Annotated in this window: 11 protein-coding genes and 1 pseudogene; 7 read left to right on the top strand and 5 right to left on the bottom strand. The window is 73.6% G+C overall.

Features of this window, described 5'->3' with window-relative positions:
* The 3 genes and pseudogenes from ACFOWE_RS30470 to ACFOWE_RS30460 form a co-directional block, all read right to left on the bottom strand.
* Positions 1-197: pseudogene (locus tag ACFOWE_RS30470) on the bottom strand (hypothetical protein); the annotation flags it as partial.
* Positions 198-455: 258 nt separating this feature from the next.
* A complete protein-coding gene (locus ACFOWE_RS30465; protein ID WP_377293942.1) occupies positions 456-872 on the bottom strand; it encodes a spore germination protein GerW family protein in 417 nt (138 codons plus the stop codon).
* Positions 873-1,063: 191 nt separating this feature from the next.
* Positions 1,064-3,379 (bottom strand): phosphoketolase family protein, encoded by a 2,316-nt coding sequence (locus ACFOWE_RS30460; RefSeq protein ID WP_377293940.1) that lies wholly within the window; start codon positions 3,377-3,379, stop codon positions 1,064-1,066.
* A gap of 208 nt (positions 3,380-3,587) precedes the next feature.
* Here ACFOWE_RS30460 and ACFOWE_RS30455 point away from each other — a divergent pair, with 208 nt between their 5' ends.
* Positions 3,588-4,001 (top strand): pyridoxamine 5'-phosphate oxidase family protein, encoded by a 414-nt coding sequence (locus tag ACFOWE_RS30455; protein WP_377293938.1) that lies wholly within the window; start codon positions 3,588-3,590, stop codon positions 3,999-4,001.
* Between the two features lie 79 nt (positions 4,002-4,080).
* Here the strand turns inward: ACFOWE_RS30455 and ACFOWE_RS30450 are convergent, their stop codons facing one another.
* Together ACFOWE_RS30450 and ACFOWE_RS30445 are read right to left on the bottom strand one after the other, a co-directional pair.
* Complete coding sequence (locus tag ACFOWE_RS30450) at positions 4,081-5,316, bottom strand: TIGR04053 family radical SAM/SPASM domain-containing protein (protein ID WP_377293936.1); 1,236 nt, start codon at positions 5,314-5,316, stop codon at positions 4,081-4,083.
* A 113-nt stretch (positions 5,317-5,429) separates the two neighbouring features.
* Entirely contained in the window at positions 5,430-5,921 is a 492-nt protein-coding gene (locus ACFOWE_RS30445) for a hypothetical protein (RefSeq protein WP_377293934.1), read from the bottom strand.
* A gap of 391 nt (positions 5,922-6,312) precedes the next feature.
* On the opposite strand from ACFOWE_RS30445, the gene ACFOWE_RS30440 reads away from it, so the two are divergent.
* The 6 genes from ACFOWE_RS30440 to narI all read left to right on the top strand — a co-directional run bounded on the left by ACFOWE_RS30440 (position 6,313) and on the right by narI (position 17,217).
* Entirely contained in the window at positions 6,313-7,500 is a 1,188-nt protein-coding gene (locus tag ACFOWE_RS30440; protein WP_377293932.1) for a hypothetical protein, read from the top strand.
* The gene (locus tag ACFOWE_RS30435) at positions 7,497-10,160 is read left to right on the top strand and encodes a multicopper oxidase domain-containing protein (protein ID WP_377293930.1); all 2,664 of its coding nucleotides are present in this window, start codon (positions 7,497-7,499) and stop codon (positions 10,158-10,160) included. The genes ACFOWE_RS30440 and ACFOWE_RS30435 overlap by 4 nt, the downstream gene beginning before the upstream one ends.
* A 256-nt stretch (positions 10,161-10,416) precedes the next feature.
* The gene (locus tag ACFOWE_RS30430; protein WP_377293928.1) at positions 10,417-14,193 is read left to right on the top strand and encodes a nitrate reductase subunit alpha; all 3,777 of its coding nucleotides are present in this window, start codon (positions 10,417-10,419) and stop codon (positions 14,191-14,193) included.
* Positions 14,193-15,866 carry a nitrate reductase subunit beta gene (narH, locus tag ACFOWE_RS30425; protein WP_377293926.1) on the top strand — a complete coding sequence of 558 codons (1,674 nt, stop codon included), beginning with the start codon at positions 14,193-14,195 and terminating at the stop codon, positions 15,864-15,866. The genes ACFOWE_RS30430 and narH overlap by 1 nt, the downstream gene beginning before the upstream one ends.
* Positions 15,863-16,489 carry a nitrate reductase molybdenum cofactor assembly chaperone gene (narJ, locus tag ACFOWE_RS30420; RefSeq protein ID WP_377293924.1) on the top strand — a complete coding sequence of 209 codons (627 nt, stop codon included), beginning with the start codon at positions 15,863-15,865 and terminating at the stop codon, positions 16,487-16,489. The genes narH and narJ overlap by 4 nt, the downstream gene beginning before the upstream one ends.
* A complete protein-coding gene (narI, locus tag ACFOWE_RS30415; protein WP_377293922.1) occupies positions 16,486-17,217 on the top strand; it encodes a respiratory nitrate reductase subunit gamma in 732 nt (243 codons plus the stop codon). The genes narJ and narI overlap by 4 nt, the downstream gene beginning before the upstream one ends.
* Positions 17,218-17,275: the final 58 nt, after the last annotated feature.

Here is a 17,275-nt window from a genome sequence, read left to right as displayed (position 1 = left end):
GCGGCCGGGGTGGCGAAGCCGAGGCCGAACATCTTGTCGAGGAAGGCCCACAGGAAGACCCAGCCCAGCGCGATGCGGGCGACGCCGAAGGCGTAGGCGGCCGGGGTGCGGGGGGTCAGCGCGGCGGGGGCGGCCACGGTGGCCGGGGCGGTGCGGGCGGCGCCGGCGATCGGGGCGCGTCCTTCGATGATGGCCATGATCGGCTCTCTTTCAGTGCGGGCGGTGTGCTCGTTACGACACCCAGTACATCGGCTCGCACCCGGTGTTCCCCAGAGCCGGACGGCACCGCCCGGCCGTCCTGAGGTCCCCGCCCGCCGGGACCTTCGGCCCTCCCCTGCCCTGGGACGCACCGGGGCGGCGGCGGCACGGTCGGTTGCGGGGCCGGGCGGCTCCGGTGCGGGACCGGCCGTCCGCGCGGCCCCGCTCCGGTGGATCCGCCCGGTTCCCCGGGGCCGTCAGCGCCTGCCGCGTCGGCGGGCCAGCAGGCGGGCGACGGTGCGGATGGTCAGCAGCAGCACCACTCCGACGATCTGACCGCCCAGGACGATGCGGTTGACGTCGAGGGCGGGCTGCCAGCGGACCTCGCCGTCCTTGATGACGAACACTCCCGCGGGCGCGGCGCTGAGCCCGAACCCGCCGCCCTCGCCCTCGCCGGAGCCCTCGGCGGGGCCTTGACCGGGGCCTTCGCCGCGGGACCCGCCGAGGTGTGCACCGGCCTGCTGCCTGCCGCCCTTCCCCCTTCCTCCTCCCCCACCGCCGGCGATCTTGGCGACGGGGATGACGGTGACGCCGTCACGGGTGACGGGCTCGCCGAACACGCGGCCGACGGCGGTGGTGTCGCGGGCCTGTTCGGCCAGTTTCATGATGTCCATCGTGGTCGTCCTCGCGGTTGGTGGGGGCCGCCCGGAGGCGGCGGGTGCTCCTCTCCCCCATGATCGTGCCTTGTGCGGGCGGTGGGGAGTGGCGGGCCGTACCGGAGGCGGCGGTGCGGGCACGGGCGCGCCGGCCGCGGAGGGGTCGTCCCGGTGCGGCCGGCGCGTGTCCCGGACCCGGATGGGGGCTGTCAGTGGGTCCAGGTCCAGTCGCGGATCTCGGGCAGGTCCTCGCCGTACTCGCGGGTGTGGGCGCGGGCGCGCAGCCGGGCGTCGGACATCTGCTGGCGCAGGTGGGCGGCGCTGGTGCCCAGGCCGGGAACCCGGTCGATGACGTCCATGACGAGGTGGTAGCGGTCGATGTCGTTGAGCATGGCCATGTCGAACGGCGTGGTGGTGGTGCCCTCCTCCTTGTAGCCGCGCACGTGGATGTTGTTGTGGCCGCGGCGGCGGTAGGTGAGGCGGTGGATGAGCCACGGGTAGCCGTGGAAGTCGAAGATGACGGGTTTGTCGGTGGTGAACAGGGCGTCGAAGTGGGCGTCGGACAGGCCGTGCGGGTGCTCGGTGTCCGGCTGCAGGCGCATGAGGTCGACGACGTTGATGACGCGGACCTTCAGGTCGGGCAGGTGCTGGCGGAGCAGCGAGGCGGCGGCCAGGGTCTCCAGGGTCGGCACGTCGCCGGCGCAGGCGAGCACGACGTCGGGTTCGGAGCCGGCGTCGTTGCTGGCCCACTCGATGATGCCGAGGCCGCGGGTGCAGTGCGAGATGGCCTCGTCCATGGTGAACAGGTCCAGCACGGGCTGCTTGCCGGCGACGATCACGTTGACGTAGTCGCGGGAGCGCAGGCAGTGGTCGCCGACCGAGAGCAGGGTGTTGGCGTCCGGCGGCAGGTAGACGCGCACGACGTTGGCCTTCTTGTTGACCACGACGTCGAGGAAGCCGGGGTCCTGGTGGCTGAAGCCGTTGTGGTCCTGGCGCCAGACGTGGGAGGAGAGCAGGTAGTTGAGCGAGGGGACGGGGCGGCGCCAGGGGATGTCGTGGCAGGCGTCCAGCCACTTGGCGTGCTGGTTGAACATGGCGTCGATGATGTGGATGAATGCTTCGTAGCAGTTGAACAGGCCGTGCCGTCCGGTCAGCAGGTAGCCCTCGAGCCAGCCCTGGCACAGGTGCTCGCTGAGGACCTCCATGACGCGGCCGCCGGGGGCCAGGTCCTCGTCGGTGGGCAGGGTCTCGGCGTTCCAGGCGCGGTCGGTGGTCTCGAAGACGGCCGACAGCCGGTTGGAGGCGGTCTCGTCGGGGCCCATCAGCCGGAAGTTGTGCGGGTTGGCGGCGATGACGTCGCGCAGGAACGCGCCGAGCACGCGGGTGGGCTCGCTCTGCTGGCCGGCGGGCGCCTTGACCTCGACGGCGTAGTCGCGGAAGTCGGGCAGGGCGAGCGGGCACAGGACCTCGCCGCCGTTGGCGTGCGGGCTGGCGCTCATCCGGCGCTGCCCGGCGGGTACGGTCTGCAGGATCTCCGGTACGGGGCGGCCTTCGGCGTCGAACAGTTCCTCGGGCCGGTAGGAGCGCATCCACTGCTCCAGCAGCCGCCGGTAGTCGTCGTTGCCGCGGACGTTGCCCATGGGGACCTGGTGGGAGCGCCAGGTGCCCTCGACGGGTTTGCCGTCGACCTCGCGGGGGCCGGTCCAGCCCTTGGGCGTCCGCAGGATGATCATCGGGAGTCGTTTCGCCTCGCCGTTCTTGAACTCGGCGATCTGGTCGAAGACGGTGTCGAGGGTGCGGGCCATCAGTTCGTGCATGGTGGCGGGGTCGTCGCCGGCGACGATGTGGGGGCGGTAGCCGTACCCCTCCATGAGCTTGACGAGCTCTTCTTCGGGGATGCGGGCCAGGACCGTCGGGTTGGCGATCTTGTAGCCGTTGAGGTGGAGGATCGGCAGGACGGCGCCGTCGCGGTAGGGGTCGAGGAACTTGTTGGAGTGCCAGCTGGCGGCCAGGGGTCCGGTCTCGGCCTCTCCGTCTCCGACGATGCAGGCGACCACGAGGCCGGGGTTGTCGAAGGCGGCGCCGTAGGCGTGGGCGAGGGCGTAGCCGAGTTCGCCGCCCTCGTGGATGGAGCCGGGGGTCTCGGGGGCGACGTGGCTGGGGATGCCTCCGGGGAAGGAGAACTGCCGGAACAGTTTGCGCATGCCGCCGGCGTCCTGGGTGATGTGGGGGTATTTCTCGGTGTAGGAGCCCTCCAGCCAGGCGTGCGCGACCGCGGCGGGGCCGCCGTGCCCGGGGCCGGCGATGTAGATCATCTCCTGGTCGCGTTCGGCGATGACCCGGTTGAGGTGGGCGAAGCAGAAGTTCAGTCCCGGGGTGGTGCCCCAGTGGCCGAGCAGGCGGGGTTTGATGTGCTCGGGGACGAGCGGTTCGGTCAGCAGGGGGTTGTCCAGCAAGTAGATCTGCCCGACGGACAGGTAGTTGGCGGCTCTCCAGTAGGCGTCGATTCGCTGCAGTTTCTCCATGGGGATGACAGTTCCCGCTTTTCCCATGATCATATAGGGGCCAAGGTCCCCGGATGATCAAGCATTGCGGCCCGTGCCGCGGCCCTCGGCCCGTACGGCGGCCTTCGGGCCGCGTCCCGGCGCGGTCGGCGGAGGCGGGCCCAGTGGCGGGGGGTAAGGGACTTTCGCCCCTAACTCCGCAGGCAGGGGCTCTGGCAGGCTTGACGGTATGAAACTCGACTCGGCCGGTCTGCAGGTGCTCTCCTACGAGGAGTGCATCCGCCTGCTGGCCGGCTGCCCGATCGGGCGGATCGTCTTCACCGACCGTGCGCTGCCTGCCGTGCAGCCGGTCAACTTCTGCCTGGACGGGGAGGACATCGTCATCCGCACGACGGTCGGCTCCAAGCTGGCCGCCGCGACGCGCCGTACCGTCGTGGCGTTCGAGGTGGACGAGTTCGACCCCGTCGCGCGCACCGGCTGGTCGGTGACGGTGGTGGGGCACGCCCGCGCCGCGGAGGACCCGGCGGAGATCGAGCGGCTGGCGGCGCTGCCGCTGACGCCGTGGGCGCCGGGCAGCCGTGACCACTTCATCGTCATCGCCACCGAGCAGGTCTCCGGGCGCCGGCTCACGCAGCCCGGCTGAGCGCCGTCTTCCGCGACCGGCGCCCGGTCCCCTTCCCCGGGGGCCGGGCGCCGTCGTGCGGGACGGCCCCGGTGGCCGTTCACAGCAGGCCGGCCAGCTCCCGCGGGTAGGGGAAGCTGCCGGGTTCGTAGGCGCACCACGGCTCTTCGGCCAGCACGTCGCCGGTGACGGCGAAGGCCCGTGAGCGTGAGCCGCCGCACACGGCGCGGAACTCGCAGGCGCCGCACCGGCCGGTCAGCCGGCCGGTGTCGCGCAGCGCGGTGAAGAGCGGGGAGGTCCGGTAGATGTCCGTCAGCGGCTGCTCGCGCACGTTGCCGGCCGTCAGCGGCAGGAACCCCGACGGGGAGACCTCGCCGGTGTGGGAGACGAACACCAGGCCGCGGCCGGCGTTGACGTCGATCGGCGGGCGGCGGGTGCGTTCGGCGCCGATGAGGCCGGTGTCCAGGGCGCGCTCGCGCAGGTCGCGGTAGAGGGGGCCCAGTCCGAGTGCCCGCTCGTGGTCGGCGCCGCGCTCGGCCAGCACGTGGCGCTGCAGGGCGACGCGGCGGAAGTGGTGGGCCTCGGTGGCCTTGACCGGGACGGTCCGCCCCACGTCGTACAGGAAGTTCAGCACGTCCTCGGTCTCGCGGGCGGTCAGCGAGGTCAGGGCGCGGCCCCGGCCGGTGGGGATGAGGAAGAACACGCTCCACAGCAGCGCGCCGTACTCGTGGACCAGGCGGGCGATGCCGGGCAGGTCCGTCAGGTTGGTGCGGTTGACGGTGGTGTTGACCTGGACCTTGAGGCCGGCGTCGCGGGCCGCCCGCCAGGCGTCGAGGGTCCGGTCGAACACGCCGCCGAAGCCGCGGAAGGCGTCGTGCGGGGCGGCGCTCGCGCCGTCCAGGCTCAGGGAGATCACCGAGGCGCCGGCCTCGCGTACGCGCGCCAGGCTCCGGGGGGTGAGCGCGGGGGTGGCCGACGGGGAGACGGCCGGGGACAGGCCGAGGGCGCGGGCCTCGGCGATCAGCTCGTACAGGTCGGGCCGTTCGAAGGGGTCGCCGCCGGTGATGACGAACAGCGGGGCGGGGCGGCCGAAGGCGGTGATCTGGCGCATCAGGCCGGCCGCCTCGGCCGTGGTCAGCTCGGCGGGGTCGCGGTCGGGGCGGGCCTCGGCCCGGCAGTGCCGGCAGGCCAGCGGGCAGGCCCGGGTCGCCTCCCAGATCACGATGAACGGGGCGGCGGCGGGGTCGCGGTGGACGTGGCGCAGCGGCCGGGGCGGCCTGCGTGCCGCGGTGGCCTGTTCAGTGGTGGCCTGTCCGGCGGTGGTCTGTTCGCTCATGGGGGGTCCTTCCGCCTCGGCGGGTGCCGAGGATGTGGCCGACGACGTCGGCGGCCGTGTCGTCGTCCGGCGGCCCGTCCGGGAAGCCGAGGCCGGCGCCGGCTCGCCGCTGCTCACTCCTCGCCCGACAGCACCGCGCCGATCGTGACGAAGGCCGCTCCGGCGCCCATCAGCACGGCTCCCAGGCCGATGGCCAGGGAGGTGACCTGCCAGGCCTGGTAGGCGCTCATCAGCGAGGCGCGCAGGGTCTCGCCCATGAAGGCGGTCTGGCGCAGTTCGGCGAGTTCGGCGTCCTCGCCGCCGGCGGCGTGCAGGTCGGCGCTGATCTCGGAGTAGGTGCGTCCGGCGGTGGCGCGGCGCACGTTGCGGCCGATGACCTCGGAGAAGGCTCGTGCCTGCGGGCCGGTCCTGACCTGCCGCCCGGCGTGCGCTTCCAGTCCGTCGGGCAGTCCCTTGTCCGGGAAGGTGATCTTCTGGCGGAGCAGTTCGTCGCGGATCTGGCCGCGGCCCTGCAGGCCGCGGGCCGTCATGACCGCTCCGGCGGTCAGGCCGGCGACGCCGACGGTGCCCAGCAGCAGCGTCGTCAGGCCGCGCAGGTCGTTCATCAGGTCCTCCGTGCGGAAAAAGGGGTGCCGTCATAGGGGGTGCCGTCACGTGGGGAGGCCCGCCGTCCGGGCCTCCCGGCCGACCAAGCCTGTGTCCGGGGCGCCGCGGGGGTGAAGGGCCGCTGGTCCCCGACCCCAGGGGAGAAAGTCCCATATATGGACATAAGGGCGGTTTTCTCTGTGTGATGGGTTGTGCGGTGGGCCCCAACGGGCGGGGCCGGACCGGAAGGACCGCAGGAGCCACCCGGAGGAGTCCCGGGGGCCGGCGGAGGACCTTGGTCCCTACGGCCACGGCCCTTGAGCCCCCTCCCGGCCGCCCCGCCCCCGGTTACCGTGAAGCGGATCCGCCGCCCACGCGGCGGCCAGCCGACGACCTGCGGAGAGAACGGCCGTGCCCACAGAACAGACGACGGTGCCGCCGCGCCCCGGAGAGCCGGACCCGGACCGCCGCCCGCTCTCCGCGGCCGGTCCGCCGCCGGCCGGCCCGCCCGCCCGGGTGCGGCCCCGCCCCGCCGTCACCCGGCTGCCGCTGCTGGCCGGCGCGGCCGTCGCCCTGCTCGCCGGCCTCTACGGGGGCCTCGCGCTCCTGCTGCCCGCGGCCCCCGCGCCCGAGGCGCTGCCCCGCGAGCACGGCCCGCTGATGGCCCTGGGCTTCCTGGGCACGCTGATCGGCCTCGAGCGCGCGGTGGCGCTGAACCGCCCGTGGGGGTACGCCGCCCCCGCGCTCTCCGGGCTGGGCGCGCTCTTGCTGGTCGCCGGCGCCGAGCAGCCCGGCCGGCTGGCGCTGACCGCCGGCGCGGCCTGGCTGTGCGGGATCTACCTGGCGCTGCTGGGCCGCCGCGTCAGCCGCGAGACGCTCCTGCAGCTGGCCGGGGCGCTGGCCTGGTACGCCGCCGGGCTGCTGTGGCTGGCCGGCCGGCCGGTCGCGGAGCTGGTCGCCCTCATCGCCGCCTTCCACGTGCTGACCATCGCCGCCGAGAGGCTGGAGCTGGCCCACGTCGCCGCCCTGCGGCCGGCCGCGGCGCCCGCCCTGACCGGCGCGGCCGCGCTGCTGGGCGCCGGCGCGCTCTGGTCGGCCTGGCAGCCGGAGGCCGGCGCGCGCCTGGCCGGGGCGGGCCTGCTCGCGGTGGCCGCCTGGCTGGCCGTCTGCGACGTGGCCCGGCGCACCGTGCGCGGGCGCGGGCTGTCCCGGTACGCGGCCGTCTGCCTGCTGGCCGGGTACGGCTGGCTGGCCGCGGCCGGGATCCTGTGGGCGGCCACGGGCCTGGCGGCCGGCTCCTACTCCTACGACGCGGCGCTGCACGCGTTGTTCCTGGGGTTCGTCATGTCGATGGTCTTCGGTCACGCCCCGGTGATCCTGCCCGCCGTGCTGCGGATCCGCCTGCCGTACCGGCCGGTGCTGTACGCGCCGCTGGCCCTGCTGCACGCGGCGGTGGCCGTCCGCGTCGCCGGGGACCTGGCCGGCGCCGGCGCGGTGCGCACGGCCGGCGGCCTGCTGTCGGAGATCGCCCTGCTGTCGTTCGCCTGCTGCGCCGCCGTCCTGGCGCTCCGTTCCCGGCCTGAGAGGCACCCGAAGTGACACCGGTCCAGATCAGTCTCGGCAAGGGCCCGTCCGGGCCGCCCACCGGGCCGGTGCGCCGCCGCGCCCCCTGGCACCTGCGGGCCAACGCGCTCGTGGTGGCGTGGCTGGCGTTGACGGTCGCCGCCGCCCTGGCCGGGGACGTGCTCCCGGCGCCGCGCTGGCTGCTGATCCACGTCTTCCTGCTGGGCGCGGTCAGCACCGCCATCCTGATCTGGAGCGAGCACTTCACCGTCGCGCTGCTGCGCGCCCCCAGCCCCGAACCGCGGTGGAGCCTGGCCCGTCTCGGCCTGCTCAACGCCGGCACGGTGGCCGTGCTGTACGGCGTGGCGGCCGGGCCGTGGCCGGTGGCCGCGGCCGGGGCGGCGGTGGTCGTGGCCGTCGTGCTCTGGCACGCCGCCGCGCTGGTCGGCCTGGTGCGGCGGGCGCTGCCCGGCCGGTTCGGCCACGTCGTCGCCTGGTACGTGAGCGCGGCCGCCGCGCTGGCGGCCGGCGGCACCCTCGGCGCCCTGATGACCGTCCACGCCGGCTCCGCCGCCTCCGGAGCCCTGCACGAGCGCATGCACGCCGCGCACGCCCAGGTGAACCTGCTCGGCTGGGTCGGCCTGACCGTGCTCGGCACGCTGTTCACGCTCTGGCCGACGGTGCTGCGCACCCGCATGTCGGAGCGGACCCGCAGGGCCTCTCTGACCGGGCTGCGGCTGGCCGTGCCCGGGCTGGCGCTGCTGGCCGGGGGCCTGCTGGCGGACGCGCGCTGGGTCTCGGTGGCGGGGCTGGCGGCGTACGCGGCCGGGGCGGGCGCGGCGCTGGTGCCGCTGGCCGAGGCGGTGCGCGCCCGCCGCCCGCACACCGGGGCCGCCTGGATGCTGGGCGCCGCGATCGTCTGGTTCGAGGTCGCGCTCGCCGCCGACATGGTGGTCGTGGCGACCCGTCCGGCGGGTGAGGTCGCGGCCGCGCTGGAGCCGCTGCTGCCGCTGGTGCTGGCCGGGTTCGTCGCCCAGGTGCTGCTGGGGTCGCTGCTGCACCTGCTCCCGGCGGTGCTGGGCGGCGGCCCGGCCGCGTTCAAGCGGAACGCGGCGCTGCTGGAGCGCGGCTGGCCCGTCCGGCTGGCCGCGCTCAACGCCGGGGTGCCGCTGCTGGCGCTGCCGGTGCCGGACGCGCTGACCCTGCTGGGCTGGGCGCTGGTGCTGGCCTCGGCCGTGGCGTTCGTCGTGCTGGCCGTGACCGCGCTGGTGCGCTCGGCGGCGGCCGAGCGCCCCGAGCGTCGTTTTCTCGCCTCGCCCGCGCTGGCCGGGGTGGTGGCCGCCTGCCTGCTGACGGCCGGCGCGGTCGTCGTCGCGGTCACCCAGGACTCCGCGCCGGCCGCGCCGGTGTCCGCGACCGGCGCGAGGACGGTCGAGGTGACGCTGTCGGGGATGCGGGTCCGGCCGTCGGTGATCGAGGCGGCGCCGGGCACCGTGCTGACGCTGCGCGTCACCAACACCGACGGTCAGCGGCACGACCTGCGGCTGTCCACCGGTGAGCGCACCCCCATGCTGGCGGCCGGGCAGAGCGCCACGCTGACGCTCGCCCCGCTCGGCGGGGCGGTCGACGGCTGGTGCACCGTGGCCGGGCACCGCGCCGCGGGTATGACGGTGCGCATCGCGCCGACCGGTGTGGCCGCCCAGCCGTCCGGCGCGCCCGCCCCTGACGGCGCCGGCGCCGCGGGCGGCGGGCACGGCGCGCACGCCTCTCCCGGCGCCGCGGACGGCACGGGGAACGGCACAGCGGGGGGCGCGGAGCCCGGCCTGGACCTGGCCGCGCCGGTGTCGCCCGGCTGGCGGCCGTACGACGCGGCGCTGAAGCCGGCGCCCGGCGGCGCCGAGCACGAGGTGGAGATCCGCGTCGACGACCGGGCCGTGCTCGAGGTGGCACCCGGGGTGCGGCAGCGGATGTGGACGTTCAACGGGACGGTGCCCGGGCCGGTGCTGCGCGGCAGGGTCGGCGACGTGTTCACCGTCACCTTCGTCAACGGCGGCACCATGGGGCACGGCATCGACTTCCACGCCGGCGCCAACGCCCCCGACGAGGTGATGCGCACCATCGAGCCGGGGCAGCGGCTGACCTACCGGTTCCGGGCCGGGCACGCCGGGGCGTGGCTGTACCACTGCTCGACCATGCCGATGAGCCAGCACATCGCCGCGGGCATGTACGGGGCGGTGGTCATCGACCCGCCGGGCCTGCCTCGGGCCGACCGCGAGTACCTGCTGGTGCAGGGGGAGCTGTACCTCGGCGAGCCGGGCGGCGGCGCCCAGGTGGCCCGGCTGCGGGAGGGCCGGCCCGACGGGTGGATGTTCAACGGCACCGCCGCCGGCTACGACCACGCGCCGCTGGAGGCGAAGGCCGGCGAGCGGGTGCGGATCTGGGCGGTGGCCGCCGGGCCGGACTCGGGCACCGCGCTGCACGTCGTCGGGGCGCCGTTCGACACCGTCTACAAGGAGGGTTCCTACCGGTTGCGCTCCGGCGACGCGGGCGGGGCGCAGGTGCTGGACCTGGCTCCGGCGCAGGGCGGCTTCGCCGAGCTGGTCTTCCCCGAGCCGGGAACCTATCCGGTGGTCGACCACACGATGCGCCACGCCGAGGCCGGCGCGCACGGCCTGTTCACGGTCACCGCGCCGTAGTCCCCGCCCGGCGGGAGCCGGAACCGGGGTGAACCGATCCCAACCTGGATCTTTGGCCCTTTGGGCCTCATCAGAGGGACTAAAGACCCTGAGGTCGGGATATGTGCTCCCACAAGGATGGGCGTGCCGCATCGGGCATCCGGTGTCGTGGGGCGTCGCGACCGCACGGCCGCCGCCCGGATTCCTCCGGCCGATGAGGTGATCAAGCACGTGAGACGGGGATGTCTGGCTTGTGACGGAAGATAGAGGAGTACACATGACTGCGGGCATGGACGGTCCGGTCAGCGACGCGTTACTGCGCCTGGGCCGGCACCTGCGCCCGGGAGCGGTCTCCGACGACCTGCGGACGCTGCACCAGATCGGCGGCCGGGCGGCGGACACCTTCTACCGGGACCGGTGGAGCCACGACAAGGTGGTGCGCTCCACGCACGGGGTGAACTGCACCGGCTCGTGCTCGTGGAAGGTCTACGTCAAGGACGGGATCATCACCTGGGAGTCGCAGCAGACCGACTACCCCAGCGTCGGCAGCGACCGGCCGGAGTACGAGCCGCGCGGCTGCCCCCGGGGCGCGGCCTTCTCCTGGTACACCTACTCCCCCACCCGGGTGCGTTTCCCCTACGCCCGCGGCGTGCTGGTGGAGATGTACCGGGAGGCGAGGGCGCGCCTGGGCGACCCGGTGGCGGCCTGGGCGGAGATCACCACCGATCCGGACAAGCGCCGCCGCTACCAGTCGGCGCGCGGCAAGGGCGGGCTGGTCCGCGTCACCTGGGACGAGGCGACCGAGATCATCGCTGCCGCGCACGTGCACACCATCAGGGCCTACGGTCCCGACCGGGTGGCGGGCTTCTCCCCGATCCCGGCCATGTCGATGGTCTCGCACGCCTCCGGCGCCCGGTTCGTCTCGCTGATCGGCGGCACCATGCTGTCGTTCTACGACTGGTACGCCGACCTGCCGGTGGCCTCGCCGCAGGTCTTCGGCGACCAGACCGACGTGCCGGAGTCGGCCGACTGGTGGGACGCGGCCTATCTGATGCTGTGGGGCTCCAACGTGCCGGTGACGCGCACGCCGGACGCGCACTACATGACCGAGGCCCGCTACCGGGGGCAGAAGGTCGTCGTGGTCAGCCCCGACTTCAGCGACGCGACCAAGTTCGCCGACGAGTGGCTGGCGCCGCACCCGGGCACCGACGGGGCGCTGGCCATGGCGATGGGGCACGTGATCCTCAAGGAGTTCTTCGTCGACCGGCAGGTGCCGTACTTCACCGACTACGTCAAGCGCCACACCGACCTGCCGTTCCTGGTGACGCTGGAGCGGCGCGAGGGCGACGGCGGCGGGGACGCCGCCGTCGCCGCCGGCGCCTACGTGCCGGGCAAGTTCCTGACGGCCGCCGACCTCGGCGAGGACGGCGCCGAGGCGGCGTTCAAGACGGTGCTCGTCGACGCGGCCACCGGCGAGCCGGTGGTGCCCAACGGCTCGCTCGGCTTCCGCTACTCTCCCGAGGGCGAGGGCCGCTGGAACCTCGACCTCGGCGGCGTCGACCCGATGCTGGGCCTGTCCGGGGAGCGGTCCGTGACGGTGCTGCTGCCCCGCTTCGACCAGGGCGGCGGCGACGGCTCCGGGGTGCTGCGCCGCGCCGTACCGGTCCGGCAGGTCGCCGGCAGGCTGGTGACGACGGTCTTCGACCTGATGCTCGCCCAGTACGGCGTGGGCCGGGCGATGGGCGCCTCCCGCGCGGGCGGGCCGGCCGCCGAGGGGCCCGGCGGTCCCGGGGGCGCGGCCGGCAGGGACTGGCCGGTCTCCTACGACGACGCGTCCCAGCCGTACACGCCTGCCTGGCAGGAGGCGATCACCGGCGTGCCGGCGGCGCAGGCGGTGAAGATCGCCCGCGAGTTCGCGCGCAACGCCGAGGACTCCCGCGGCCGATCCATGATCATCATGGGGGCGGGGGCGAACCACTGGTTCCACTCCGACACCATCTACCGGGCGTTTTTGTCGCTGACGACGCTCACCGGCTGCCAGGGCGTCAACGGCGGCGGCTGGGCGCACTACGTCGGCCAGGAGAAGTGCCGCCCGATCACCGGCTGGGCGCACATGGCCTTCGGCACCGACTGGTCGCGCCCGCCCCGGCAGATGATCGGCACCGCCTTCTGGTACCTGCACACCGACCAGTGGCGCTACGACACCTACAGCGCCGACGTGGTCTCCTCGCCGCTGGCCTCCTCCGGCGCGTTCACCGGCAGGGCCACCGCCGACCTGCTGTCGCAGTCGGCCCGGATGGGCTGGATGCCGTCGTATCCGACGTTCGACCGCAACCCGCTGGAGCTGGCCGAGCAGGCCGCCGCCTCCGGGCAGGAGCCGGGACCGTACATCGCCTCCCAGGTCGCCTCCGGCGAGCTCGGCTTCGCCTGCGAGGACCCCGACGCCCCGGCCAACTGGCCGCGCGTGCTGACGGTGTGGCGGGCCAACCTGCTGGGCTCGTCGGCCAAGGGCAACGAGTACTTCCTGCGGCACCTGCTGGGCGCCGACTCCTCGGTGCGGGCGCAGGAGGCCGGCGCGGAGCAGCGCCCCGGCGACGTGACGTGGCACCCCGAGGCGCCGCAGGGCAAGCTCGACCTGCTGCTGTCGCTGGACTTCCGGATGACGTCGACGACGCTGTTCTCCGACATCGTGCTGCCGGCCGCCACCTGGTACGAGAAGCACGACCTGTCCTCGACCGACATGCACCCGTTCGTGCACGCCTTCACCCCGGCGATCGACCCGCCCTGGCAGACCCGCACCGACTTCGCGGCCTTCGCCGCGATCGCCCGGTCCTTCAGCGCGCTGGCGAAGACGCACCTGGGCGTGCGCAAGGACCTGGTGGCGGTGCCGCTGCTGCACGACACCCCCGACGAGTTCGCCAATCCGCACGGCGTCGTCGACGACTGGCGGGCGAGCGGCACGGTGCCCGTGCCGGGCAGGAACTTCCCGAAGATCGTCGTGGTGGAGCGGGACTACGGCGCGGTCGCCGAGAAGATGGCCTCGCTCGGGCCGCTGCTCGACAGGCTCGGCACCACCACCAAGGGCCTGACCTTCCAGGTCGGCGCCGAGGTCGAGCAGCTGGGCCGGATGAACGGCACCGTGCGCGGCGGCGTGGCCGACGGCCGCCCCTCGCTGGCGCGCGACGTCGACATGTGCGAGGCGATCCTGCGGCTGTCGGGCACCACCAACGGGCACCTGGCCGCGCAGGGCTTCGCGACGCTGGCCCGCCGTACCGGCACGAGCTTCGACGGGCTGGCCGACGAGCACAAGAAGATCACCTTCGCCGACACGCAGGCGCGGCCGGTGCCGGTGACGACCTCGCCGGAGTGGTCGGGCAGCGAGACGGGCGGGCGCCGCTACTCGGCGTTCACCATCAACGTCGAGCACCGCAAACCCTGGCACACCCTCACCGGCCGCCAGCACTTCTTCCTCGACCACGACTGGATCCACGAGGCGGGCGAGGCGCTGCCGGTCTACCGGCCGCCGCTGAACATGACCGCGATGTTCGGCGAGCCGGCCATCGGCTCGGCCGGCGAGGGCCAGGGCATCGACGGGGCCGGCATCACGGTGCGCTACCTGACGCCGCACTCCAAGTGGTCCATCCACTCGGAGTACCAGGACAACCTGCTGATGCTGTCGCTGTCGCGGGGCGGGCCGACCATCTGGATGAGCCCGGACGACGCGGCGCGGGCCGGGGTGCGCGACAACGACTGGGTGGAGGCGGTCAACCGCAACGGCGTCGTGGTGGCCCGGGCGATCGTCTCGCACCGCATGCCGGTCGGGACGGTGTACATGTACCACGCGCAGGAGCGGGTGGTGGACGTGCCCAAGAGCGAGGTCTCCGGTCGGCGCGGCGGCATCCACAACTCCCTGACCCGCCTGCTGATCAAGCCGACCCATCTGATCGGCGGCTACGCCCAGCTGTCGTTCGCGTTCAACTACCTCGGGCCGACGGGCAACCAGCGCGACGAGGTCACCGTGATCCGCCGCCGCAACCAGGAGGTCGACTACTGATGCGCGTCATGGCCCAACTCGCCATGGTGATGAACCTGGACAAGTGCATCGGCTGCCACACCTGCTCGGTCACCTGCAAGCAGGCGTGGACCAACCGGGCCGGCACCGAGTACGTGTGGTTCAACAACGTCGAGACCCGGCCCGGGCAGGGCTACCCCCGCACCTACCAGGACCAGGACAAGTGGAAGGGCGGCTGGGAGCTCAACGCCCGCGGCCGGTTGAAGCTGAAGGCCGGCGGGCGCCTGAAGAAGCTGTTCTCGATCTTCGCGAACCCGCTGATGCCGTCGATCCAGGACTACTACGAGCCCTGGACCTACGACTACGACCGGCTGTTCACCGCGCCGATGCAGGCCGACACGCCGGTCGCGCGGCCCCGCTCGCTCATCACCGGCGAGCCCACGAAGATCAGCTGGAGCGCCAACTGGGACGACAACCTGGCCGGGGCGCCGGAGCTGGCGACCGCCGACCCGGTGCTGCGCAAGGTCTCCGACCAGGTCAAGCTCTCCTTCGAGCAGGCGTTCATGTTCTACCTGCCGCGCATCTGCGAGCACTGCCTCAACCCCTCGTGCGCCTCCTCCTGCCCGTCGGGGGCGATCTACAAGCGCTCCGAGGACGGCATCGTCCTGGTCGACCAGGACCGCTGCCGCGGCTGGCGGATGTGCGTGACCGGCTGCCCGTACAAGAAGGTGTACTTCAACCACCGCACCGGCAAGGCCGAGAAGTGCACGTTCTGCTTCCCCCGCGTGGAGGTGGGCCTGCCCACCGTCTGCTCGGAGACGTGCGTGGGCCGGCTGCGCTACATCGGGATCGTCCTCTACGACGCCGACCGGGTGACCGAGGCCGCCTCCGTCGCCGACGAGAAGGACCTGTACGAGGCGCAGAAGAGCGTGATGCTCGACCCGCACGACCCGGCGGTGATCGCCGAGGCCCGGGCCGCCGGCATCCCGGAGGACTGGCTGGAGGCGGCGCGCCGCTCCCCCGTCCACAAGCTGATCTTCGAGTTCGGGGTGGCGCTCCCGCTCCACCCGGAGTACCGCACCATGCCGATGGTCTGGTACATCCCGCCGCTGTCGCCGGTCGTCGACGTGCTGAGCGAGACCGGCCACGACGGCGAGGACGCCGGCAACCTGTTCGGCGCGATCGACGCGCTGCGCATCCCGATCGGCTATCTGGCCGAGCTGTTCACCGCCGGCGACCCCGAGCCGGTGCGCGCCGTGCTGCGCCGCCTGGCCGCGATGCGCTCCTACATGCGCCGCGTCAACCTCGGCCAGGAGCGCGAGGAGTCGATCGCGACCGCGGTCGGCATGACCGGCCAGGGCATCGAGGACATGCACCGGCTGCTGGCCATCGCCCCCTACGGCGAGCGCTACGTCATCCCCAAGGCCCACGCCGAGCAGGGCGCGCAGCTGGAGGAGCTGGCGCTGGGCAGCGGCTGCAGCCTCGACTACGAGGGCGGGCCCGGCATGGGCGGCCCGTTCGGCGAGGCCTCGGGGCGGCCCGCCCCGATCGCGGTGGAGAACTTCCACGCGCTCAAGGAGCGCCAGCGCGCCGACGACCTGGAGGAGGCGAACGAGCTGCGCGGCCGGGTCAACCTCCTCAACTGGGACGGCAAGGGCACCCCCGACGGCCTGTTCCCGAACGGCAACGGCAACGGGGAGAAGAAGGAGTCATGACGAGCCTCGACGAGGGGCAGCTGCGCGCCGCCCACATGGTGGCCTCGGTGCTGCTCGGTTATCCGGACGAGACGCTGTACGCGGCGCGGCCGGTGCTGGCCGGCTCGGTGGAGGCCCTGCCCGGCGGGGAGGTCCGGGACCGGCTGGCGGCCTTCCTCGCCCACCTCGACGCCGCAGGCCAGGCCGAGCTGGCCGCCCACTACGTGGCGACGTTCGACCTCAAGCGGCGCTGCTGCCCGTACCTGACGTACTACTCCTACGGCGACACCCGCAAGCGCGGTGCCGCGCTGCTCCGCTTCAAGCACGCCTTCCGCGCCGCGGGCTTCGAGCTCGCCGACGGGGAGCTGCCCGACCACGTGGCGGTGGTGTGCGAGCTGTCGGCCCGCGGCGCCGTGCGCGAGGCCCGGCGGCTGCTGCTGGAGAACCGGCCGGGCCTGGAGCTGCTGCGCAGGGCGCTGGAGGCCGAGGGCTCGCCGTACGCCGGCGTGGTGGCCGCGGTGCTGGCCACGCTCGGCCCGGCGAGCCCGCGCGATGAGGAGGCCGCGCTGCGGCTGGCGGCCGAGGGGCCGCCCGCCGAGGAGGTCGGACTGGAACCCTACGCCGTGCTGGAGGCATCCCGGTGAACGCGCTCGATGTGATCCTGTGGGTGGTGGCGCCGTACGTGGCCCTGACGCTGTTCGTCGTCGGCCACGTCTGGCGCTACCGCTACGACAAGTTCGGCTGGACGACCCGCTCGTCGCAGATGTACGAGTCGAAGCTGCTGCGCATCGGCAGCCCGCTGTTCCACTTCGGCATCCTGGTGGTGCTGCTCGGCCACATCGGCGGGCTGGTCATCCCCAAGAGCTGGACCGAGGCGGCGGGCGTCACCGAGGAGGTCTACCACGTGGTGGCGGTGGTGCTCGGCACCATCGCGGGCATCGCCACGCTGGGCGGCCTCGCGATCCTGATCTACCGGCGCCGCACCGTCGGCCCGGTCTTCACCGCCACCACCCGCAACGACAAGCTCATGTACGCGGTGCTGGCCGTCACGATCGTGCTCGGCCTGGCCGCCACGGTCGCGGCCAACGTCGTCGGCGGCGGCTACGACTACCGCACCACCATCTCGCCGTGGTTCCGGTCGATCTTCTACTTCCGGCCGGACCCGGAGCTGATGGCGGGCGCGCCGGTCCTGTTCCAGCTGCACGCGCTCAGCGCGCTGCTGCTGTTCGCGATCTGGCCGTTCACCCGGCTGGTGCACATGCTCACCGCGCCGGTCGGCTACCTGACCCGGCCGTACGTGGTCTACCGCAGCCGCGACGAGCAGCCGACCGGCTCCCGCGCCCCCCGGCGCGGCTGGGAGCCGTCGCGCTGAGGTGCGGCCGGCGCGGCCGCGTGAGGACTCCGGCCGGTGCGGTGCGAAAGGGGCGCCG

This window comes from Planomonospora corallina (assembly GCF_042650625.1).
Lineage (GTDB): Bacteria > Actinomycetota > Actinomycetes > Streptosporangiales > Streptosporangiaceae > Planomonospora_B > Planomonospora_B corallina.
Note: the sequence above shows the minus strand (reverse complement) of the source record. Positions and strands in the feature narration are given on the sequence as shown.